This is a genomic window from Nocardiopsis halophila DSM 44494, from assembly GCF_000341245.1.
In the GTDB taxonomy this organism is placed as follows: domain Bacteria; phylum Actinomycetota; class Actinomycetes; order Streptosporangiales; family Streptosporangiaceae; genus Nocardiopsis_A; species Nocardiopsis_A halophila.
Window position 1 is genome coordinate 1 of record NZ_ANAD01000152.1, and the last position, 22364, is coordinate 22364.

A 22364-nucleotide genomic window follows, 5' to 3' on the forward strand; every position below is an offset into this window, starting at 1 on the left:
CCCACGTGGAACCTGGTGGCCGACATCGAGCGGCTGCGCGAGATGGCCGGCGTGGACAGCTGGCTGGTCTTCGGCGGGTCCTGGGGCAGCGCGCTGGCCCTGGCCTACGCCGAGGAGCACCCCGAGCGCGTCAGCGAGCTGGTCCTGCGCGGTATCTTCACGCTGCGCGACGACGAGCTGCAGTGGTTCTACCAGAACGGCGCGAGCCACCTCTTCCCCGATGTGTGGGAGAACTACCTGGCCCCCATCCCCGAGGAGGAGCGCGGCGACCTGATCGCCGCCTACGCCAGGAGGCTCAACCACCCGGACCGCAAGGTGCGCGTGGAGGCCGCGCGCGCCTGGAGCGTGTGGGAGGGGTCCACGGTCACGCTGCTGCCCGACGAGGCGGTGCGGGCCCAGCACGCCGAGGAGGACTACGCCCTGGCGTTCGCCCGCATCGAGAACCACTACTTCACCAACAAGGGGTTCTTCACCCCGGGACAGCTCATCGAGCGCGCCGACCGGCTGCGCGGCATCCCCGGCGTGATCGTGCAGGGGCGCTACGACGTGTGCACCCCGGCGCGGACCGCCTTCGACCTGCACCGGGCGTGGCCGGAAGCGGACTTCCACGTCGTCGACGACGCGGGCCACGCCTTCAGCGAGCCGGGTATCCTGCACCGGCTGATCGAGGCGACCGACCGCTTCGCCGCGTCGTGACGCCGGTCCCGGGGCCGCGGCGGCGCGGCCCCGGGGGCGCGGACTAGGCTCGGGGCCACAATCCGCGCAAGGAGGCTCACGATGAAGGTCAAGGTCGACTACGACCTCTGCGAGAGCAACGCCGTCTGCATGGGGATCCTGCCCGAGGTGTTCGAGGTCCGCGACGACGACAACCTCTACATCCTGCAGGAGGAGCCGCCCGAAGAGCTCCGGCCCGAGCTGGAGGAGGCCGTCCGGATGTGCCCTAAGCAGGCGCTGAGCCTGGAGGACTAGGGCGCCGACGGCCGCCGTCCGGTCGCGGCGCCCGGGGGCCGCGACCGGAGCGGGACGAGCGGTGCGGGGACGGGCGGCGCCCTACCGGCCGACGCCCGCGGCGGCCAGCGCGTCCTCCCAGGAGGTCGGCTCGGCCAGCAGGGGGCGGTAGCGCATCGTCTTGGGCGTGGACTTCAGCCCCAGCACTCCGATGAGCATGCCCTCGCGCCCGAAGAACGCCACGAACTTGCGCTCCTCGGGCGACCCGTGCACGAACTCCACACGGTCCGCCGGGGCGGCCTGCCCCAGCAGCTGGATCTTCCGCTTGTACTGGTCCGACCAGAAGTAGGGGACCGGCGTGTACTCCTCCGCGGCCCCCTCTCCGGCCAGCAGGTTGCGCGCGGCCACCGCGGCCTGCTCCCCGGCGTTGGTCCAGTGCTCCAGCCGCATCCGGCCTCCGTAGCGCGGGTGCGGGAAGTTCGCCAGGTCCCCGGCGGCGTACACGTTCGGCAGTGAGGTGCGCCCGCGCGCATCGCACAGCACGCCCCCGGCGCCGTCGGCGAGGGCGACCCCGGACCCCTCCAGCCACTCGGTGTTGAGGTCGACCCCCAGGCCGCAGACCACGACCGGGGCCTCCACCGCCGAGCCGTCGGCCAGGCGGATCCGGCGCACGCGCCCGCCCTCGCCCTCGAACCCGCTCACCCCGACGCCCAAGCGCAGGTCCACACCGTTGTCGCGGTGCAGGTCGGTCAGGACCCGCCCGACGCGCGGGTCGACGGCCCGGGTGAGCGGGGTGGGCGCGGCCTCGACCAGCACCACCTCCCGGCCGAGCGCCCGGGCGCTCGCCGCGACCTCGGCCCCGACGAACCCGGCCCCGACCACGGCGACGCGGTCGTGCCGCTCCAGGTCGGCCCGGACCTCCTCGGCGTCCTCCCGGGTGCGCAGCACGTGCACGCCGGCCAGGCCGGTGCCGGGGCGGCGCGCCCGCGCGCCGGTCGCGACCACCACGCCGTCGGCGCGCACCCGCGACCCGTCGTCCAGCTCCACCGCCCGCTCACCGGGCAGCAGCCGGGCGGCGCCGCGGCCCAGGCGCAGGTCGAGCCGGAGGGCGTCGAACGCCGCATCGTCGCGCAGGGCGATCCCCTTGGGCGAGGAGGTGCCGGTCAGCACCTCCTTGGACAGGGGCGGCCGCGAGTAGGGCCGGTGCTCCTCGGCCCCGATCAGCGTGACGCGGCCCTCGAAGCCGGCCTCGCGCAGGGATTCGGCGGCGTGCAGGCCGGCCATCCCCGCGCCTGCGATGACGACGTTGTCCATGGCTCCGCTCTCGGATCAGGGGGTAGTGGGGATCCCCGTCCAGGCTAGGGGCACCCGCCGGAGCCGGCCCGGCGGCGCCCCGGCGGCCTGGGGCCCGGACGGGCCGCGGCTACAGGGGGCGGATCGCACCGACCGGCTCGCCGCCGCCGAGGATGTCGGAACTGAGCATGTCCGAAACGGGGGAGACGTCGGCGCCCAGCTCGCGCAGCGCGGTCAGCGCGACCATGGTGCGGGCGCGGGTCTCGGCATCGCCGTCGGACACCTTGACGGCGACCGCGCGCCCCTCCCGGTCGGCCAGCACGATGACGCCTTCGGCGCCGATCTTGGAGACCAGGCCGGGCAGGCCGTGCATGAGGCGGGTGTCGGCCCGGCCCTCGCCGGCCACGTACTCGGGGTGGGCGCGCATGGCGGCGACCACGGCCGCCTCGGGGGTGCCCTCCGGGGCCAGCGCCATGGCCCGCACGCCGCGCGCCAGGCCCTCCAGCGAGACGGCCATCTGCGGGGCGCCGCAGCCGTCGACGGCGGTGTGCGCGACCGGCTCGCCGCACATGTCCTCGATGGTCTCGCGGACCAGGACCTGGAGCGGGTGGACGGGGTCGAGGTAGTCGGCGGTGCTCCAGCCCCGCGCGGTGCACGCGGTGAGCATCGCGGCGTGCTTGCCCGAGCAGTTCATCAGCAGGCGGCTCGGCTCGCCGCCGGAGCGCAGCAGGGCGTCGCGGAAGCGCCGCCCCATCGGCCAGTCGACCGGGCAGCGCAGGTCGTCGGGGGAGAGCCCGGCGTCGGCCAGCATCTTGCGGACGATGTCGGCGTGGATGTCCTGGCCGCTGTGGCTGCCGGCGGCCACGGCCAGCTCCGCCCCGGACAGGTCGGCCCCGGCGCGCAGCACGGCCAGCGCCTGGAAGGGCTTGGCTGCCGAGCGCGGGAACATCGGCGCGCCCACCGGTCCGCGCGCGTACCCGGTCCCGCCGTCCGGGGCGATGCCGACGACGGCGCCGTAGTGCACGCCTTCGCGGAAGCCGGAGCGCACGACCTCGGCGAGCGGCACGTATTCGGGCAGCGGGGACGACGGGTGGGACACCGGGCCTCCATTCACGACAAAGCCGGACAGACGGCTCAACGTTATGCGGCGCGGCTCTCTTCCCGCACCCGTCGCAGGCGTGCCGTAAGGTCGGGCAACGGCGCGGCCCGGCCGACCGGGGCCCGCGCCGGAACCGGTCGTACGGGGGAGGACGTGCCGCAGTGGCAGTGCTGGAGTGGTTGAGGGGCGGGCGCCCGCACACGCGCGGGGCGATCGCGCACGGGGCCCTGACCCGTGTGCGGGGCGGGGCCGCCCTGCCGGCGCGCGGCCTGGAGTACGCCGTCCTCGACGTGGAGACCACCGGGCTGGACCCGGCGCAGGGGGCGCGGGTGTGCGAGGTCGCGGTGGTGCGGATGCGCGGCGACGGCACCGTGCTGCGCGAGTTCAGCACTCTGGTCGACCCGGGCGCCCCGATCGCCGGGCGCGAGTTCCACGGCATCGCCGACGGCGACGTGGCGGGGGCGCCTCGGGCGGGCGCACTGGCCCGGGAGCTGGCGGGGCTGTTCTCGGACGCCGTGGTGGTCGGGCACAACCTGGACTTCGAGGCGGCCTTCCTCACCGGTGAGCTGGTCCCGGAGGGCTTGCCCGAAGGCGTCCCGGGGCTGTGCACCCTGCGTGCGCTGCGCTCCCAGCTCGACCTGGACCGGTACTCGCTGCCGCGGGCGAGCCTGGCGCTGAACGGGCACTGGCCCTCGGGGCAGCACACCGCCCTGGGCGACGCGCGTGCGTGCGCCCGCATCCTGGCCGAGATGCTGGCCACGGCGCCCGGAGAGCTGTACTACACCGGCCCCGCGCCGCGGGAGCTGGAAGTCGAGTCCCGGACCAACGGCGGGCCGGTCCGCCTCAAGAGCCGCACCCCGGCGAAGGGGCCGCTCCCCATGGCCACGGTGTGGCCCCGGAGGTGGCGCCCTCAGGAGCTGCCGACGGAGCTGTGCGGCGGGGCGTTCACCGGTTCCGACCGGGAGGCCGCTCTGAAGGCCGCCCGTGAGCGCGGTCTGCGCCGCGAGGCCATCGCGGGCGCCGCGGCACTGGCCGGCGCGGCCGCGGCCGCCGGCGCGGCCCGCACCCTCATGCGCACCCTGCGCTGAACGGCGGGCCGGGGTCCGCGCGGAGGGCGGGACGGCCGGCGCCGGCCCCCGCGGGGCGACGGCACGGCGGGTCGGACGACGCCCGCGCCGCCCGCGCCGCCCGCGCCGTCGTCGCAGGTGAAGGGGTTTCCTTCCGGCTCTGGAGGCCCCGGTGGTGCCGCGCCACGGGGCACCGGGCGGGTCGTCGGGTGCGCCCGGCGGCCGGAGCGGCCCCTCCCCCGGCGCGGCGTGCCTGCCGTCCCGGACGGACGCGGATCCCCTTCCGTTCCGGCGGATTCCGGGAGAACGGAAGGCACCGCTCCGGCGGACACGGCCCATCGGACCCGTGCGGGGTCAGATCCCCGAGAGCGCCAGGAAGAAGGCGATGATCAGCGCGCTTCCGCCCACCGTGGTCAGGGTGGCGCGGCCGGCCTCGGTGAGGCGTGCGGGGAGCACGGCCACGGCCGGGAAGAAGCGGACGACTCGGTTGCTGACGGCGACGGCGATCAGCACGGCGCCGACGAAGAGGAGGGCGAGGGACACGTCGGGTCAGGCCTTCTACGACTGAGGGGAGGGGCTGAGGGTGTGCGCGCCCGATTGTTCCCCACGGGAAGGCCTCTGCGGGAGGGGGCAGAGGGGATGCGGCCGGTTATGGCCGGTCCCGAACCGCTCCGTTCCGCCCCGCGTCCGCGCCGTGTGCGTCCGCTCCGTGCGCGGCGGCTCCGTGCGCGGCCGCTTCGGCGGGGGCGCCGAGCGCGCGCAGGGTGAAGGAGGTCACCAGGGCGTGCGCCTCCTCCACCGAGGTCTCCCCGCGCAGGATGGGCACCCGCTGGGCCCCGATCATGGCCAGGACCAGCCGGGCCGTCGCGGTCACCGGCTGCTCGGCGAAGGCCCCTTCGGCGGTCCCGTGCCGCAGGACCTCCTCCAGCAGCTGCTGCATGGGCTCGACGTGGTCGGCGAGGCGCTGGTAGGCGTCCGGGCCGAGGCTGGCGCCGAGCTCGGCGGCCGGCGGGTGGGGGTGCTCGGCGATCGCCTCCAGCTGGAAGCGGACGAACACCGAGAGCCGGTCGGTGGGCGCCGGGACGCTGTGCAGCTCGGACCGGTACCGCTCCAGGAAGCCGGCGGTGGCCTCCTCGGCGAAGGCCAGGAGCAGGGCCGCCTTGTCCGGGAAGTAGTTGTACAGGGCCGTCCGGGTGATGCCCGCCCGCGCCGCGACCTCGGTCATGGAGATGTCGTCGATGCCCTCGGTCCGGGTCAGCTCGGCGACCGCGTCCAGGATGCGCCCGCGCGTCTGGGCCCGGTGTGCGGCGATGGTCGGCGCGGAGATCTTGGGCATGCCCCCATGGTCGCACGCTCCGGCGCGGGGGAGTCGGTGAAGCGGAGCGGGACGGGAGGGCACGGCGCCCGGGGAGCGTGGGCGGGGCCGACGGCGCCGACGGTGCGGGAGGGGCCGTTCCCGCCCGGTCCCGTCCCGGATCGGGCACGACGGCGGGTGCGCCGAACGGCGGTGCGCGGAGAGGTCCGGGCTGCGGCCGCCGGGGCGTCCGCGGGGCCGGGGCCCGCGGCGGCTCCCGGCGGCTCCGGGGGTGCACCGGAGGACCGGGGTGGCGGCGGAGCCGTCCTCACCGTCGCCACCCCGGGGTGCTGGGGCGGGGGCCGCCACCGCGTGCGCCTTCGCGCGGGGCGCTCAGGCCGCCAGGCCGGGCGCGTGGCGGCGGCCGAGGTCGGCGAGGACCTCGGTGTTGAGCTGGTAGGCCAGGCCCGTTTCGCGGATCACCGACCGGCGCGCGGTCTCGTCCAGGTCCAGGGCGTCGAGCCGGGCCCGGTAGGCGTCCTTGAACCTCGGCAGGCTGCCCAGAGCGGAGAAGTCGTAGAACGCGGTCCCGGCGCCGTCCGCCAGGCCGTAGGCCGTCGCCGCGACCTTGCGGATGAACTGGCCGCCGGAGACGTCGCCCATGTAGCGGGTGTAGTGGTGCGCCACATAGCCGGCCGGGTGGTCGGCCATCTGCCGGATGCGGGCCGTGTAGGTGGCGGTGGGCGGGGTGGGCGCGATCTCCTGGGCCCAGCCGGGGCCGTAGAGCAGGGCGAGGTCGCGTTCCAGGGCCTCCACCCGGAACAGGGCGGGGTCGACGAACGGCCCGGCCACCGGGTCGTCGGCCAGCGCGCGGCCGACCTCCTCCAGGGCGGTGTAGGCGAAGTAGTGCTGGGCGGTCATCGCGGCGTAGCCGTCCACCGGAAGCGCGCCGTCGAGCAGGGCCCGGGTGAACCCGTGCTGCTCGGCCTCGCCGTGCGCCTGCCAGGTGGCGGCCTTGAGCCGCTCGGAGAAGCGCCCGTCCTCCACTGGTCCCCCTCCCTCCCGGCGCCGCCCGGCGCCGGTCGCGGGCGGTGGATCCGCCCGGCTTTCTGACATCATGTCAGCACGATGACGACGGGTGTCAAGACCGTTATGACGCACTGTCGTATAACTCTCGGCGGATTCTCAGGGGCCCCGGTCAGCGGGTGCGGCCGGAGCGGGGCGGCGGCGGGGCGGTGGCCGGTATCCTTGCCCGGGACGGGGGAGCAGACCTGGCGAAACGGGAGGAACCGGAAGAGTCGGCCGCGGAAGAGGGGAACGAGACGCGGCAGACCGTGCGTTAGCACGTGCAGTGGCGGCCTGCGAGGCGGGGACACTATCGTTTGTCTGCCGCGACGAGGGGCGGCTGAGAATGCCAGTGAATCAGGACTTGGGGCAGTGACCGTGACGCGATCCGAACCCGCGAGGCCGGCCGACGCCGACGCCTCCGCCTCGGCGTCCCCGGTCGCCTCGGTCGACGTCCTGCTGGTCGAGGACGACGCCCAGGACGCCTTCCTCGTCGAGGAGCTCCTCGCCGAAACCGACCTGGACTGCCGCATCACCTGGGTGCGCACCTACGCCGAGGCGCGCCGCGAGCTGCCCCGCTTCCGCGGGTGCGTGCTGCTCGACCTCAACCTGCCCGACGCCGACGGCATGCCGCTGCTGCGCACGGTGCTGGACACCGCCCGCTCGGCCGCCGTGGTGGTGCTCACCGGCCTGGACGACGAGCACGAGGGCGTGGCCGCGGTCGCCGCCGGCGCCCAGGACTACCTGGTCAAGGGCCAGGTCGACGGCTCCCTGCTGGCGCGCAGCCTGCGCTACTCGGTCGAGCGCCAGCGCGCCGACGAGAACGCCCGCCAGCTCCGCGAGGCCGAGCTCTACGCCCGCGAGAACATGCGCCTGGAGCGGGGCCTGCTCCCCCAGGTGCTGCTGGACGCCTCGCCCCTGTCGCACCGCACCTTCTACCGGCCCGGCCGCAAGCGCGCGCTGGTCGGCGGCGACTTCTACGACGCCGTGGAGAAGGACGGGACCACGCACGTCATCGTCGGCGACGTCAGCGGCCACGGCCCCGACGAGGCCGCGCTGGGCGTGCAGCTGCGCATCGCCTGGCGCGCCCTGGTCATGGGCGGGGTCGACGAGGACCGCCTACTGCCCTCGCTGGAGCAGATCCTCATCAGCGAGCGCACCCAGGAGGAGATGTACGCCACCCTGTGCCAGGTCAGCCTGGACACCGGGGACGAGAGCGCCCGCATCCGGCTGTTCGGCCACCCGCCGCCGCTGGTCATCACCGACGGCAAGGTCGCCGAGGTCGAGGCCTCCCCGCACCCGCCGCTGGGGGTCTTCCCCGAGTCCGAGACCGAGGTCGAGCAGTTCGCGCTCCCGCGCGGCGCCACGCTGATGCTCTACACCGACGGCCTGGTCGACGCCTACGACGGCGGTCCTCCCGGCCGCTTGGAGGTGGCGGGCCTGCGCCGCATCCTCTCCGGTGTCCTGGAGGCCGGGACCTCGGTGGTCGACGTGCCCGAGCGGGTCGTCGACGAGGCCGAGCGGCACAACGGCGGGCCGCTGCAGGACGACGTGGCCATGCTGCTGGTCACCCATGGGAGCACCCGTTGAGACCCTGGACACTGAGGAGGCGGGTCACCGTCCTCCTCGCCTTCGTCGCCGCGCTCCTCGTCGCGGCCGTGTCGTTCATCACCTTCGCCGCGTTCACCGCCCGCGACTCGCTGGACCGGCAGGTGGACGAGCTGTCCCCGGCCCAGGCCGCGGTGCAGCAGGTGATGTCGGCCTACCTGAACATGGACAACGGGCTGCGCGGCTACGCGCTCACCGGGAACGAGGACTTCCTGAGCCCGTACCAGCAGGGGCGCAACACGGTCCGCGAGAACGAGGCCACCCTGGAGTCCGTGGCCGGGGACAACGAGGAGATCCAGGCCGCGGTCAACGACGTCCTGGCCGCCGGCGAGGCCTGGGACCGCGACTTCGCCGAGCCCACCCTGGCCAAGGTGCGCGCCGGGGAGGAGGTCGACACCGAGGCCTTCAGCTTGGGGCGCGAGCGGTTCGGCCAGCTGCGGGAGGCCGCCGAGACCGCCGAGGAGCGCATCGACGACGAGATCTCCCAGGCCCGCACCGGGCTGAGCTACGCCACCCAGCAGGTGGTGGCGCTGCTGGTGCTGGTCGGCTTCGTCGTGGTCATGCTCGCGGTGTTCCTGTGGGTGATGCTGCAGCACTGGGTGCTGCGCCCGCTCGACGAGCTGGCCGGACACCTGCAACAGGTCTCCGAGGGGTACTACGCGCACCGCATCGAGCTGCACGGCCCGCCCGAGATCACCAGGGTGGGGCGGGACGTCGACGCCATGCGCGAGCGCATCGTCAGCGACCTGCACGAGGTGGGCGCCGCCCGGCGCAAGCTGCAGGAGCAGTCCGAGCTGCTGGAGCACCAGGCCGATGAGCTGCGCCGGTCCAACATGGAGCTGGAGCAGTTCGCCTACGTCGCCTCCCACGACCTGCAGGAGCCGCTGCGCAAGGTGGCCAGTTTCTGCCAGCTGCTGCAGCGCCGCTACAAGGGGCAGCTGGACGAGCGGGCCGACTCCTACATCGACTTCGCGGTCGAGGGCGCCAAGCGGATGCAGACCCTCATCAACGACCTGCTGGCCTTCTCCCGGGTGGGCCGCACCAAGAACTTCGCGCCGGTCGACCTGAACCAGGCCCTGGAGGACGCCCTCAACAGCCTGGAGACCCGGCTGGACGAGGCCGGAGCGGTGGTCACCGGCCAGGACCTGCCCACCGTGGAGGGCGACCGCACCCTGCTCACCCAGGTCTTCTTCAACCTGGTGGGCAACGCGGTGAAGTTCCGCGGCGAGAACGACGCCCGGGTGGACGTCAGCGTCCGCCGCGAGGGCGACGAGTGGGTCTTCTGCTGCGCCGACAACGGCATCGGGATCGACCCGCAGTACGCCGAGCGGATCTTCGTGATCTTCCAGCGGCTGCACACCCGTGACAAGTACGGGGGCACCGGGATCGGCCTGGCGATGTGCAAGAAGATCATCGAGTTCCACGGCGGCCGGATCTGGCTGGCCACCGGCGACGAGGAGCCGGGCACCCGCATATGCTGGTCCCTGCCCGCGGTGCCGGAGCAGAGCCGGGCCCAGGACGGGCCCGCGGCCGGCGCCGGGCAGGACGGGGACCCGCAGGACGCGGAGGACCCCGCGCAGGCCGCGGAGGCGGAGGCCGCCCCGGAGGATCCCGGGACGCAGGCCTCCGAGGAGGAGGACCGCCCCGACGGGCGCGCTTCCCGCATCCGGGCGGGCGGCGGGGAGCCGCCCGCCGGCGACGGGCCCGACGGCCCGCCGTCCCGCGGCGGCGGATCCGAGGACGGTGACGGTGGCGGACCGGCCGCGGAGGGCGCGCCCTCTCCGGCCGGCGACCGCCGCGACGGGGACGAGGTCTGAAGACGATGAGCGAGGTCACTTTGGTGCAACCCATAGAGGTGCTGCTGGTCGAAGACGACCCCGGCGACGTCCTCATGACCAAGGAGGCGTTCGAGGAGCACAAGGTCGGCAACCGCCTGCACGTCGTCTCCGACGGTGTCGAGGCGCTGCGCTTCCTGCGCCGCGAGGGCGAGTACGCCGACGCTCCCCGCCCGCACCTGATCCTGCTCGACCTCAACCTGCCCCGCAAGGACGGCCGCGAGGTGCTGGAGGAGGTCAAGGGCGACGAGTCGCTCGCGCACATCCCGATCGTCGTGCTGACCACCTCCGAGGCCGAGGAGGACATCCTGCGCAGCTACCGGCTGCACGCCAACGCCTATGTGGCCAAACCGGTGGACTTCGAACAGTTCATCCAGGTGGTCCGGCAGATCGATGACTTCTTCGTCACCGTGGTGCGGCTGCCTAAGGGCTGATCTGCAATACGGTGGTGCCATGAGCTTGCCCGAACCGCGCCGCAGCGCCGGGCCCTACCGCATCAGCGTGGTGTGCCTCGGCAACATCTGCCGCTCTCCGATGGCCGAGAAGGTGCTCACCGCCGACCTGGACCGCGCGGGCATCGCCGGGAAGGTCGACGTGGAGAGCGCGGGCACCGGAAGCTGGCACATCGGGTCGGGGATGGACGAGCGCGCCGCCGCCACGCTGCGGGTGCACGGCTACCCCACCGACCACGTCGCCCGGCGCTTCGACCCGCGCCGGTTCGACGAGTTCGACCTGGTGCTGGCCATGGACACCGACAACCTGGACGATCTGCACCGGGCGGCCCCCGACGAGCAGGCCCGCTCCCGGCTGGCGCTGTTCCGCTCCTTCGCGCCGGGGACCGGCCCCCACCCGGAGGTCCCCGACCCCTACTACGGCGGCGAGGACGGCTTCACCGCGGTCCTGACCATGGTCGAGTCCGCGGCCAAGGGGCTCACCGGCGAGCTGGCGGCCCTGCTGGGCGACGCCGGGCCGCGCTAGGGGGCGGCGTGGACACGCTCACCGCCCGCGTGCGGGACCTGACCGGCCGCGAGACCGTCCGCGCGGTGCCGCTGGGCCGTTCGCACGCCTGGGAGATCTACCGGGTCGAGGCCGCCGACGGCACCCGGCTCTTCGTCAAGGCCCTCTCGGAGCAGGAGGCCGGGGACTTCCCCGGGCTGCTGGAGTCCGAGGCGCTGGGGCTCGCCTGGCTGGGGCGGGCCTTCGGCTCGCCCGCCGGCCAGGTCGAGGGCTGGGACGCGCGCACCCTGGCCCTGCGCTGGATCGACGAGCGCCCGGCGTCGCCGGAGGCCGCCGAGCGGTTCGGCCACCAGCTCGCCTCCATGCACCTGGCCGGGGCCGAGGGGTTCGGCGCCGACCGGGACGGCTACATCGGCCCGCTTCCGCTGGACAACACCCGCGACGCCACCTGGCCGGAGTTCTACGCCCGCCGCCGCCTGGAGCCGTTCCTGCGCCGCGCCGCCGACCGCGGGGCGCTCACCCCGGCCGACGTGCGCACCGTGGAGAAGGTCATCGACCAGGTGGAGGACCTGGCGGGGGAGCCCGAGCCGCCCGCCCGGGTGCACGGCGACCTGTGGAGCGGCAACGTCATCTGGCAGGACGACGGGGCCGCGGTGGTGGACCCCTCGGCGCACGGCGGGCACCGCGAGGGCGACCTGGCGATGCTGGCGCTGTTCGGCCTGCCCCACCTGGACCGGGTGCGGGACGCCTACAACGAGGCGGCGCCCATGGCGGCCGGCTGGCGCGGCCGGATCCCGCTCCACCAGCTGTACCCGCTGCTGGTGCACGTCAGCCTGTTCGGCGCGGCCTACCGCACGACCACCATGGAGGCGGCCCGCGCGGCCCTGAAGGGCTGAGGCCGCGGCGCCGCACCGGACTCGCGCGGACTCCGCCCTTCAGGACCGCCGAAACCGCGCCCACCGCCGGTCGGCGCCCCGGCGCGCCTCAAAGGCGGTGGAAACACCGCTTCTAGGTGCCGGTCCCGCCCGCGTCCGGGCCGGCCGCAGGACGGCGGCTCCACGGACCCGGCGGAAGCGCCGTCGGGGGGCGCCGGAAAGGGCGACGGGGGTCCGAGTGGACGTGGCTCGGACGGCCGCGTCCGCCGGACGGGCGGAACTCCCGGGCGCCGAGGAACGCCCGCCGGCGGCCGGAGCTCAGGAAAGGCCGTTGAAGGCCGGACAGGCCCGGCCCCGATCCGCGACGACCGCGCCGACCGGGGCGGACGGAGACCGCGCTGCCCCGATGGCGCTGCTCCAGGGCACGCGGCCGACCGAGCGGTACGACCGTGCCCTGCGCGTGGCCGGCCCGGCCGCGGCCCCGCGGAACGCATCCGCCCGTGAGGGGCCCGACCGAGCCCCGGCGGCCCCCTCCACGACAGGGGCGGACCACCGTGCACGGCCCCGGCAGGCAGGGCTCGGACGGCAGGGCTCAGGACGGGGACACGCCGTGCGGCAGCGGGACCTTCACCTGGCGGATCTGGCCGTCGCCCAGGTGCAGGTAGGCGGTGCCGGGGGTGAGGCGGGAGCCGGGCACGCCCTTGGGCAGGCGCAGGCCCAGCACCTCGCCGTCGATCGGGGCCTGCGGCGAGAGCAGGGCGCCCATCCGGTTCCGCTTGAGGTGCACGTGCCAGGCGCTGAAACCGCCCTGCAGCGCCTCGTTGGTGCCGGCCGCGACGATGGCCCAGCCCTTGCCGACCATGCCGCGGGCGATCCGGGTGAACTCCTTGCCGCAGTCGTTGTGCAGCAGCAGCTCCGCGTCGTCGACCATCACCACCGCGGTATCGCCCTCGAACCGGCCCAGCGCCTGGTGCAGGTCGGCCAGCTTGGGGTCGGCCTTGTCCAGGACCGCCGGCACCCCCGGGTGGCCGCGCAGCGCGCTCAGCGCGGACGCGCGCGGCGTCACCAGCAGCAGCTCGGTGCCGCCGATCAGCAGCGACTGGGCCATCGACAGCAGCATCGACGAGCGCCCCGACTTCGGCGGGCCGCTGACCAGGAACGTGGGGGTCTCGTCCAGGTCGGCACCCAGGGCGGTGAGCTCGTTGCCGCCCACGCCCACCAGCGCCCACAGGGGCCGCGGCGGGTGCTTCAGGTAGCGCTCGGTCCCGGCGAAGGTGAGCGTGTCCGGCAGCACGTCCACGCGGAACGGCATCGGGGCCGTCCCCTGCGGGGTGCGCTGGGTGGTGAACGCCGCGATGTTGGCCAGCTCCTGGGCCTGGGCCGCGCCCTGGGGGTCCTCGCACAGCAGCGCGAACTGCAGCTCGGTGCCCTGGCCGCCGATGTAGGCCCGCCCGTCGGGGATCGTCTCGGGCAGGTCGCGGGCGCTGAGCCCAGCCGAGCTGTAGTCGCCGCGGTCGTTGCAGCGCAGCACCAGCCGGTGCTCGGTGGTGGCGGCGTACTTGTTGCGGGTCAGCGACTTGTCGCCGGTGACGACCAGGTGGATGCCCACCCCGGCGCCGTCGCGCATCAGGGTGAGGGCGTCCTCCAGCAGCGCGCCGTAGTTGTACTCGCCGAAGGCCTGCTCGAAGGCCTCCCAGCGGTCGATGAACAGCACGATGTGCGCCGGGCGCTCCCCGTCGCCGAGCGTGGCGCGCAGCTCCCGCAGGTCGGCGCAGCCCTCGGCCGCCAGGCGCTTCTGGCGCTCCTCCAGCTCCCGGCCCAGCAGCCCCAGCAGCCGCACCACCCGCTCCTGCTGGGTGCGCCCGGCCACCGACCCGCAGTGCGGCAGGCCCTCCAGCGGCAGCAGGGCGCCGTTGCCGCAGTCGATGCCGTACATGTGCACGTCGGAGGGGTGGTGGCAGAGCGCGAGCGCCCCGGCGATGGTGCGCAGCGCCTGCGAGCGGCCGCTGCGCCCCGATCCGATCACGTGCAGGTGGCCCATGCTCTCCAGGTCCAGCGAGAACGGCCGCTGGGCCTGCTCGGCGGGAAGGTCCATCATCGCCACCGGCACCGGCTGCACCCGGCCCGGGGCGGCCTGCGGCAGCGGCGCCGCCTGGTTCAGGTCGGCCAGGGTGAGCCGCTCGGGCAGCGCCGCCAGCCACGGGCTGGGCTGGCGCTCGGCGCCGATCTGCTCGGCCGCCTGCCGGACGGCGCCCACCAGCACCGTCAGGTCGGTGACCTCCACGTCGCCCTGGTCGCCCTGCTGCGGTCCGGCGGCCGGCGGCGGCAGCGCCAGGTCGCCCCAGCGCACCGGGTAGGCGGCCGGGGCGGGGGCGTCGGCGGAGGCGACCACGCGCCGGCCGCCCACCCGGCCGGACTGGAACGGCAGCAGCGAGGCCGCGCCCAGCCGGGCGTAGGCGCGCCCGGGGGTGTCGATGCCGATCTGCGCCGACTCGGCGGCGTCGATCACGTCCCGGCTCTCCCCGGCGTCGGTCATCCGCAGCGCGATGCGCAGGTTGGTGTTGGCGCGGATGTCGGAGGTGACCACGCCGGCCGGGCGCTGGGTGGCCAGCACCATGTGGATGCCCAGGGAGCGGCCCCGCTGGGCGATGTTGACCAGGCCCTTGACGAAGTCGGGCAGCTCGCGCGCCAGCGAGGCGAACTCGTCGATGACGATCATCAGCCGCGGCATCTGCGGCAGGCTCGGGTCCCGGTCCAGGTACTCCAGGTAGTCCTCGATGTCCTTGGCGCCCACCCGGGCCAGCAGGTGCTCGCGCCGGTGCAGCTCGGCGCCGAGCGAGACCAGGGCCCGGCCCACCAGGTGGGTGTCCAGGTCGGTGACCATGCCGACGGTGTGCGGCAGGTCCACGCAGTCCTTGAACGCGCTGCCGCCCTTGTAGTCGACCAGCACGAACGACATCGACTCGGGGCGGTTCACCGCGGCCAGCGAGGCGACCAGGGTCTGCAGCAGTTCGGACTTGCCCGAACCGGTGGTCCCGGCGATCAGGGCGTGCGGGCCGTCCCGGCGCACGTCCACCGAGAACGGGCCGTCCAGGCCGGCGCCGAGGGTGGCGATGGTGCTGCGGCCGTTGCTGGCCCAGTGGGCGGCGATCGCCTCGCCGTTGGGCGGGTCCAGCCCGATCACGTCGAGCAGCCGGGCGCTGCGCGGCAGGGCGGCGCCGTCGTCGGAGAGGCTGGAGTCGCGCAGCGGGGCCAGCGCGCGGCCCAGCCGCTCGGCCCACGGGGCCGAGGGGCCGTCGGGGCGGATGTCCTCGACGTCGTCGAACGTGGTGCGGCGCAGCTCCAGGCCGTCGGGGGTCAGGCTGACCACCGCCTGGCACTCCTCGGGCAGCATCCGCTCGTCGGTCTCCAGGCACAGCACGTGCACCCCCAGCGCGGGCCCCTCGCGCAGGAGCTGCACCACCCCGGGCAGGGAGCGGAGCCGTCGGGCGCCGTCCAGCACCACCACGATCTGCGCGGCGTCGTCGGCCGCCCCGCGGGGGGCGCCGCGCCGCGCCTCCACCTCGGCGAGCAGCTCGGAGACGCGGCGCGCACAGGTCTCGGCGTCGGTGCCGGTGCGGGCGTAGGAATTGGGGGTCTCGCTGCGCAGGTGCGGCAGGAACCGGGTCCAGGCCCAGCGCTCGTGGTCCCGGCGCAGCGACAGCAGGTACAGCTGCAGCTCGGCGGGGCTGTGCAGGGCGGCGAGCTGGGCCACCATCCACCGCTCCAGGGCGTCGAAGCGCTCGCCGTGCCCGGCGCAGCCCACCACCCCGTTGTCCCGGACCGAGACGGTGACCGGCACGTCGTGCAGGTTCCAGGTGATGTCCTGGCGGTGCTGGTCCCGGGTGGGGTCGTTCAGCACCACCTGGGAGGGAACCGTGCCGGTGCCCACCCGCAGCAGGGTGAAGTCCTCGTCGACCGGGCGGCGCTCCCACAGCCGGGACCGGGGGCCGGTGGCCAGCAGCAGCACCGAGGCCGGGTCGGGGGCGGTGTCGCGCAGCCGCCGCTGCTCGGCGATGAGGGCCTCGTGCGCGTCGTTCTTGATGCGCTCGGTCTTCTCCTCGAACTCCTTCATCTGCCGGTCGTACTTGGCCTTGCCGGTGCGGCGCTGCAGCAGCTGCATGAAGACCACGGAGATCGGCGAGATCAGGCCGATCGCCAGGTACTGGGGGCGGCCCATCACCAGGGCGCCGCCCACCGCCAGCACCAGCGGCATCATGATCATGACGGCGAGCTGGGCCAGCGGGCGGTCCGGGGGCTCGGGCGGGGAGGGCAGGCGGAACTTGGTCTTGGCCGGGGCGGGGTGCAGGCGCGGGGGCCGGCTGTAGTCGATGGCGGCGCCGTCGTCCGAGCCGTTCACGGCGGCGTCGGGGCGGGTGTTGGGCCAGACCTCGAACAGGGTGTCGCCCAGCAGCAGCTGGTGGCCGCCGGGCCAGGGGGAGCCGGGTGCGATCTCCTCGCCCTCCAGCGTGGCGCGGTCGCCGCCCCCGGTCTCCAGCACGGTGACGGCGGCGTCGGGGGCGACGCGCACGCGGGTCCAGTGGCCGTCGGTGTCGACCGGGACGTCGGTGGGGCCGCCGTCGCCGGGGTCGCCGACGGTGTAGTCGCCCGGGTCGACGCGGAAGACCAGGCCCGCCCGTTCGCCGGAGACCACACGGATCTCGGCGACCCCCGGGGGCTCCTCGACCGCGGGGCCGGGGCCGCCCACGGTGACCACGGCGCCGTCGTGCAGGCCTGCCTCGGAGAGGGTGAGGCCGGGGTCGATGCGCTGGGCGCCCAGGTAGAGGTCGACGCCGCGGCCGGGCTCGCGCGGCTCGATCCGCACCAGCGGGTCCAGGGACTCGGCGAGCTGGGCCACGCCGGCACCGCCGTCGGCGTCGACGAGCACGTCGACGCGCGGCACGGGCACCGCGTGGGGCGGGTGCACGGCGTGCGGGTTCTGCTGCATCCCGTGGGGCATGCCCGGCTCCGGGCCCTGGTGCGGGGCCGGGCGGGGGGTCCGGGCGAGGTGCGCGGCGCCGGGCGGAGGCTCACGGCGGGCGATGTGGGGCGTGGTGGTCAGCAGCAGGCGCACGGGCGTAGGTGCTTCCGGTCGGTGTCACGGAGGTGCGAGGGGCGCGTCCGCGCGGGGGCCGCGGCACGCGCCGGACCGGGCACGGGCCGGACGGGGCGCGGACCCAGGGGGAGGTGGGCCGGCCCCGTCCGCCTGGGCCCGGCTATCGAGGTTAGCCCAGGCCCTCGCCCAGCTTCTGGTCGGTGTCGGAGAAGGTGTCACCGACCTGCTTGACGTACTTGGAGATCCCCTCCAGACCGTCGTTGACCTGGGTGAAGCCGGAGTGGAACTCCTCGAAGAAGGGCTGGAACTTCTCCCGGGCGGCGGGGGTGGCGTACCCGTCCGAGATGAGGCCCTCGACCTTGCCCTTGATGTCGGCAAGGCGCTCCTGGAAGTCGGCGAAGTCGGCCGCCAGAGAGCCGGAGGTCTCTTCGGTGCGGTCGGAGTCGACCTCGAACTTGGGCATGGTGATGGTCCTTCCGGTTTCCGGTTGGGGGCGGACGCCCGGCATCCCGTACCGGACCGCCCGCTGCAGAGTACGGATGCGCGGTCGTACGGGTTCACCTGCACCCGAAGCTGGGACGGAGCACCTGCGGCCCCGGTTCCGCGGTCGTCCCACCGGCGGCGTGAGCCCGGCCTCAAGAGGGACCGCGGAGGGCGGGCCGTTGAGGATGACCGTGCTCACGGTCGTTGCTTCTCGCCGCGCGAGGCCTGTCGGTCTCCTCTGCTCATCGGGGGGCGGTTCCACGTGTGGTGTGCGGATGCCGGGTCGACTCCCCGGCTCCGAAGGTGGTCGTCGACCTGTTCCTCGATGATGCTCAGCCGGACTATGTCGTCTTCGAGCATTGTGTACGCTGCGCGGGCGAGGTGAATGTTGTCACGGTTCTGCACTTTCGCCCGGTTCCCCGCTGCTCTGTGTTCTGCGAACCTGAGGAAGAACTCTGCTCGCTCGTTCCTGTCGGGCCTCCCTCTGATGTTCCCGGATTTTCTCGGGATGCGAGGGGATTTATGCGAGTAGCCCATCGACCTTGCGGTTTGGAATTTTTCCAGTATTCGCGGTGCGTGTTTTCGCCCCACTTCCTCTTCGCGTGCGGCCTTGGCGGCCTTGGTGGCCGGGGTGATGCGTCCCGCGATCGGAGCGGCGAATATTTCCATGGTGATCGCCCACAGGAGGAAGACGAGGATGCCCGCGAGTACGTAGAGTGTGCGCGCTTGGGGATCTCCGGTGGCAGGGTCTGTTTCCGTGAGGAAGGCGGGGAGGAGGTGTTCGGGAGCCGCGACGGACACCATGCCGACCAGGGGGAGGAGCACCGCCGTCCAGCAGATGATGCCTCGGGCGGGCCGCGGCACCCTCTTCACTTGGGCTTCGATGAAAGGGAGTTCGTTCATCACGAGCTCTTGGTGGGGGCGGGTGTAGACGCCGCCTCGCGGGGTCGGACGCTTGTACTTCATCCCTGGTCGTGTTCCCGTTCAAGCTCGCGGCGGCACCGTTCGCGGTACTCCTCCTGCCCCTCGCCGAGGGCGGACACTGTTCGCACCAGTCGTCGCACCACAGGAGCCGTCCCGCCGTGCCCTGAGGTCATTCCAGCGATCGTTGGCGCTGCGCAGGTGCCGGCCGCGTTTCCGCGAAGCCCGGCGGCGGGCCTGACGCGCGCGGTGCCAGAGCCGGGGCGGGGCCGGTTCAGCTCGGCCGCTGGGCGGTGGGGCGCTGTTCGCGTTCGGTATCCCGCCACTTCTCGCTGACGGCGTTCTCGGGGAAGGGGATGCGGAGGGCGTTCGGGTCGAGGCCGCACCCGAGTCCGGCCTGGATGATCTCGTCGGCCCGATCGGTCCGGATGGTGATGTACTTGCCGTCGCGGCCGATGATCTCGATGCCCGGACCCGTCTCATTGAGCAGTCGCATTCGGGTGAGGCGGAACATGTGTTTCATCGTGAAGTCCGCCTTCCCCATGTAGGCGATGGCGCCGAGAGGGATGTTGACCGTGTTGTTGAAGCCGTTGGAGACCCGGAACACCCGCTTGGGCTTGTCCAGGAGTACGACCACCGCGGAGACCCGGTAGCCGAGGAAGCCGAGCACGAAGGCGACCGGGACGGCCGCGACCGCGGTCCAGATCAACGAGCTCCAGTGCTCGTACCCGTCGGAGAACATGGTGCCTAGGAGGAAGGTGGCGAAGACCCCGAGCGCCCCCATCGCGACCATGTTGATCTTGGCGCGCTTGTGGAAGTGGTCCCACTGGGGGGTGGCCTCCGCGGCGGCCTTCATCTCCTCGCGGAACGTCTTCTTCGCGGGGTTGTCGTTCGTCATGTCGGGAGGATCTCGCTCCTCTTCTCGTTCTCTCGGTGAAGGGGGGAGGCGGTCTGCGTCAGCGCGATTCCGCGGCCGACCGGGAAAGGTGTGCCAAGCGGGCGAGTCTGACGGGGATGCTCGGGTGTGTTTCCAACAGGGGAGCCAGGAAGAAGTAGCCGACGATGCGTTCGGTCCTGTTCTCCGGCGGTTTGCTGAAGGAGAGGAACGACTCGCCCGCCCGGGGACGGGATTCCCGCAGGTCCTTGTCGGGAATGGAGTGCACCCCTTCAGAGAGCGAGGACAGGGCCGAGGCCAGGGCGGATGGGGAACCCGTTGTCTGCGCCGCCGCCGTGTCGGCCGCGAGCTCGCGGTGCCGGGTGAGGAGGGAGCAGGCGATCAGCCCCGGGTACGACACGAACGTCCCCACGAAGGTGACCGTCCAGAAGAGGGCGATCGCCGGGCCGAGCCCCCAGACGAGGACGAGGCCGCGGGCGATGCCGAGGGGGACGACCGCCGGCACTGCGACGACGCGGGGAACGGTCGGGACCGGGTAGCGGAAGACGAGCTCGTTGAGCCCGCGCACCCCCTCCTGGACAGGCGTCCACCGCCATCCGCACATGTGGGCCCAGCGGCAGAGGGGCCGGTCGAGGTTCATCATCGCCATGACCAGCAGGTGCGGGAGGCCGAGGGCCCAGCACGTCATGCTGTGGGCATAGACCAGCGCCCGCTGGTCCCGGTGGGCGATGTGGGCGTATTCGTGGGCCAGCACCGCTTCGAGCCGGTCGTTGTCGAGCCGTTCCAGAAGGGCCGAGGTCAGGTGGACGGCCGGACCGCGTCCGCCGGGGCGATGGGACAGGGAGAAGGCGTTGGGCTCGCGGGAGTCGAGTGAGAACAGCTCGGGTTTGGGCCGACCGGTCAGTGCCGACAATCGGTCCGCCACGGCGTGGAGCCGGGGATCGTCATCCTCCCCGATCACCTTCGGATTCAGGTCGGCGATCGTCAGGCGCAGCAGGAGCCTGTCGGCCCATTCGGCGGTCACGAGCGCGGCCGTGACCGGGAGCAGACCGACCCACCAGGGCAGACCGAGTGCCGCCACGAGGAGGCAGAAGAGCACGGCGTAGACCACCGTGACGACGAGGACCGCGAGCCACGCGCGCAGGATGAGCCGGTGCGGTGCCGTGGGCGGCCTCTTCACTGGTCGTTTCCTTCCATCTCCCGTCCTGGTCAGGCGGTCGGCCGAGTCGCCGGTCACGGCTCCCCGTCCGGTCCCCTCGGGGCAGGGCACCGAATACGGGAATCCGGCCGACTCCGGGGACGACGCTCACGGTAGCGCGGGGTGACCGTCCGGCTTCACCGGGGTACGCCGGTGTCCGGGAGGCGCTTCCAGAACCAGGCGGTGCTGGTGATCGCGTCGAACAGTTCCAGGATCTCGCTCTGGTGCTCGACGTTCGGGCTGGAGCAGCTGACGAGCACGCGGGTCTTGAGGCCCGGCACCCGGAAGGCCGTGTGCATCAGGACCGAACGGATGCCCTGGCCCTGCTCCTCGTCGAGCCGGTAGTCGGCCACCCCGAACATGCGTGCGCACAGGTCGGCACCGGACTCGGGGAGCTCGACGAGCGACTTGCGCAGCCACGTCCCCTCGGCCTCGGTCGCGCTGGGCGGGTGGACGTGGTCCAGCAGCTTGATCGGGTCGAGGTCCTGGCCGGGCGGCTCCTTGAAGGCCAGGACGCAGACGGTCGCCATGAAGAAGCCGTCCTCGTACCGCTCGAAGGTGCCGGCGGCGTTCAAGAGGCCGGAGGAACGGGCGTCGTGGGCGATCTGTGCCACGTTCTGGAAGAGCTCGTCGACCGTCTGCGCCTGTCGGGGATCCGAGGCGGCGGCGTCGAGAAGAGCCTTCCGGAGCCCTGCGATGCCGTCGGAGGACAGGTCGTACTGGTTCCAGTCTTCGGGGATGCGGATGTCGAAACCGATCTGCGCCTCATCGGGGAGCAGCGGCTCGGCGAACTGGTAGGGCATGGGTGCTCTCTCGGAACGTCGGATCGTCTGCGCGGCGGGAGGGGGATCAGCCGCCCTCCTCGCCCTCCAGGCTCTTGCCGAGCTCGTCGTCGGTCTTGACGAAGGACTCCTTGACCTGGTCGATGCCCTCGCCGAGGTCCTTGATGAACTTCGACATGCGGTCGAACATGTCCTTGCTCTCGCCCATGTAGTCCCCGGAGGCGCTCTCGATCGTCGCCGGCCCGATGTCCCGGGACCACCCCTCGGCCTCTTCACGCTGGTCGTCCTGGAAGGCGTCCTTAACCGTGTCGAGCCGGCTCTTGATGCCGTCGAGGACGTCCATCTCGACGACGATCTTCTTGGCCATGCGCAGTCCTTCTCGGTCTGGTTGTCAGGCTGTTCAGAGGCGGGTTCATCCTATCCTTCGGCCGACGCGCCGCCCGCCTCTTGGGAACGCTTCTCGCGGTTCCAGGGGTGTTCCGGCCCCTTAGGGTCGATGCCCTTTCTTGTGAGAAATCTGTCAACCTTCCTGTCCATGGAGTCGAGTTTTTCGACCGGATCCATGATCTTTGCGTAGTAGAAGTTTCTAAGTTGCTGCATGTGCAGCACTTTTTTATTGGAGAGAATTTCGACGTCTCTGTCGAGGTTCTTCATGAGGGTGTCGGCAAATGCGTGGTGCTTGCGGTATCTTCCCTCGCTCAGATATCCGAGGGAGTGTGCGTGGTCAAGTTTTTCTCGAATTCGCCACTCGCGGCGAGACGCCTGATAGATGTCCACATCCGCCTGGTAGGTGATGGAGGATCGGGATCGCAGCTTGAAAACCTTCGGGTCGGCTGTGAAGAGGGCCGCCACGGCAAGGCCGACCAGCAGGATCAAGGTCACTGTGAAGGGGAAGGGGCGTGGGGAGAGGCCCCCGTCGGGAGTGGTCGTGTACATCAACGTCGGGGGA

Annotated in this window: 21 protein-coding genes; 8 read left to right on the plus strand and 13 right to left on the minus strand. The window is 73.0% G+C overall.

All coding sequences use genetic code 11. The features are described from left to right. Together pip and D450_RS0117675 are read left to right on the plus strand one after the other, a co-directional pair. The coding region (gene pip / locus D450_RS0117670; RefSeq protein ID WP_017539985.1) for a prolyl aminopeptidase at positions 1-696 on the plus strand (696 nt) is incomplete at its 5' end. A gap of 81 nt (positions 697-777) precedes the next feature. Next, positions 778-969, plus strand: coding sequence for a ferredoxin (locus D450_RS0117675; RefSeq protein WP_017539986.1), 192 nt, complete (start codon positions 778-780; stop codon positions 967-969). A gap of 81 nt (positions 970-1050) precedes the next feature. Here the strand turns inward: D450_RS0117675 and D450_RS0117680 are convergent, their stop codons facing one another. After that, a complete protein-coding gene (locus D450_RS0117680) occupies positions 1051-2262 on the minus strand; it encodes an NAD(P)/FAD-dependent oxidoreductase (protein WP_017539987.1) in 1212 nt (403 codons plus the stop codon). A 109-nt stretch (positions 2263-2371) separates the two neighbouring features. After that, positions 2372-3340 (minus strand): asparaginase, encoded by a 969-nt coding sequence (locus D450_RS0117685; protein WP_017539988.1) that lies wholly within the window; start codon positions 3338-3340, stop codon positions 2372-2374. Positions 3341-3507: 167 nt separating this feature from the next. Between D450_RS0117685 and D450_RS0117690 the strand changes: the two genes are divergently transcribed. Beyond that, positions 3508-4428 (plus strand): 3'-5' exonuclease, encoded by a 921-nt coding sequence (locus D450_RS0117690; RefSeq protein WP_017539989.1) that lies wholly within the window; start codon positions 3508-3510, stop codon positions 4426-4428. Positions 4429-4761: 333 nt separating this feature from the next. On the opposite strand, the gene D450_RS0117695 is transcribed toward D450_RS0117690, so the two are convergent. The 3 genes from D450_RS0117695 to D450_RS0117705 all read right to left on the minus strand — a co-directional run bounded on the left by D450_RS0117695 (position 4762) and on the right by D450_RS0117705 (position 6748). After that, the gene (locus D450_RS0117695) at positions 4762-4950 is read right to left on the minus strand and encodes a hypothetical protein (RefSeq protein WP_017539990.1); all 189 of its coding nucleotides are present in this window, start codon (positions 4948-4950) and stop codon (positions 4762-4764) included. Positions 4951-5056: 106 nt separating this feature from the next. Continuing rightward, entirely contained in the window at positions 5057-5743 is a 687-nt protein-coding gene (locus D450_RS0117700; protein ID WP_017539991.1) for a TetR/AcrR family transcriptional regulator, read from the minus strand. Between the two features lie 351 nt (positions 5744-6094). Beyond that, a complete protein-coding gene (locus D450_RS0117705; RefSeq protein ID WP_017539992.1) occupies positions 6095-6748 on the minus strand; it encodes a biliverdin-producing heme oxygenase in 654 nt (217 codons plus the stop codon). A 396-nt stretch (positions 6749-7144) separates the two neighbouring features. On the opposite strand from D450_RS0117705, the gene D450_RS0117710 reads away from it, so the two are divergent. The 5 genes from D450_RS0117710 to D450_RS0117730 are packed head-to-tail and all read left to right on the plus strand — an operon-like array spanning position 7145 to position 12062. Next, positions 7145-8356, plus strand: coding sequence for a PP2C family protein-serine/threonine phosphatase (locus D450_RS0117710; RefSeq protein WP_394296669.1), 1212 nt, complete (start codon positions 7145-7147; stop codon positions 8354-8356). Beyond that, positions 8353-10191, plus strand: coding sequence for a sensor histidine kinase (locus D450_RS0117715; RefSeq protein WP_017539994.1), 1839 nt, complete (start codon positions 8353-8355; stop codon positions 10189-10191). Before D450_RS0117710 ends, D450_RS0117715 begins: the two co-directional genes overlap by 4 nt. A 5-nt stretch (positions 10192-10196) precedes the next feature. After that, positions 10197-10643: a response regulator gene (locus D450_RS0117720; RefSeq protein ID WP_026124219.1), complete on the plus strand. Its 447-nt coding sequence runs from the start codon at positions 10197-10199 to the stop codon at positions 10641-10643. A gap of 19 nt (positions 10644-10662) precedes the next feature. After that, the gene (locus tag D450_RS0117725) at positions 10663-11187 is read left to right on the plus strand and encodes a low molecular weight protein-tyrosine-phosphatase (RefSeq protein ID WP_017539996.1); all 525 of its coding nucleotides are present in this window, start codon (positions 10663-10665) and stop codon (positions 11185-11187) included. An 8-nt stretch (positions 11188-11195) separates the two neighbouring features. Continuing rightward, complete coding sequence (locus D450_RS0117730) at positions 11196-12062, plus strand: fructosamine kinase family protein (RefSeq protein WP_017539997.1); 867 nt, start codon at positions 11196-11198, stop codon at positions 12060-12062. 571 nt (positions 12063-12633) lie between these two features. Here the strand turns inward: D450_RS0117730 and D450_RS0117735 are convergent. The 8 genes from D450_RS0117735 to D450_RS0117770 all read right to left on the minus strand — a co-directional run bounded on the left by D450_RS0117735 (position 12634) and on the right by D450_RS0117770 (position 22351). Further along, positions 12634-17154 carry an FtsK/SpoIIIE domain-containing protein gene (locus D450_RS0117735; protein ID WP_017539998.1) on the minus strand — a complete coding sequence of 1507 codons (4521 nt, stop codon included), beginning with the start codon at positions 17152-17154 and terminating at the stop codon, positions 12634-12636. 151 nt (positions 17155-17305) lie between these two features. Then, positions 17306-17599, minus strand: coding sequence for a WXG100 family type VII secretion target (locus tag D450_RS0117740; protein WP_017539999.1), 294 nt, complete (start codon positions 17597-17599; stop codon positions 17306-17308). A 215-nt stretch (positions 17600-17814) separates the two neighbouring features. Then, positions 17815-18585 carry a hypothetical protein gene (locus tag D450_RS0117745; protein ID WP_017540000.1) on the minus strand — a complete coding sequence of 257 codons (771 nt, stop codon included), beginning with the start codon at positions 18583-18585 and terminating at the stop codon, positions 17815-17817. Positions 18586-18814: 229 nt separating this feature from the next. After that, entirely contained in the window at positions 18815-19438 is a 624-nt protein-coding gene (locus D450_RS0117750; RefSeq protein ID WP_017540001.1) for a hypothetical protein, read from the minus strand. A gap of 58 nt (positions 19439-19496) precedes the next feature. Then, the gene (locus D450_RS0117755) at positions 19497-20615 is read right to left on the minus strand and encodes a M48 family metalloprotease (RefSeq protein WP_017540002.1); all 1119 of its coding nucleotides are present in this window, start codon (positions 20613-20615) and stop codon (positions 19497-19499) included. 155 nt (positions 20616-20770) lie between these two features. Continuing rightward, entirely contained in the window at positions 20771-21436 is a 666-nt protein-coding gene (locus D450_RS0117760; protein WP_017540003.1) for a hypothetical protein, read from the minus strand. A 46-nt stretch (positions 21437-21482) separates the two neighbouring features. Beyond that, entirely contained in the window at positions 21483-21782 is a 300-nt protein-coding gene (locus D450_RS0117765) for a hypothetical protein (RefSeq protein ID WP_017540004.1), read from the minus strand. A gap of 50 nt (positions 21783-21832) precedes the next feature. Then, entirely contained in the window at positions 21833-22351 is a 519-nt protein-coding gene (locus tag D450_RS0117770) for a hypothetical protein (protein WP_017540005.1), read from the minus strand. Positions 22352-22364: the final 13 nt, after the last annotated feature.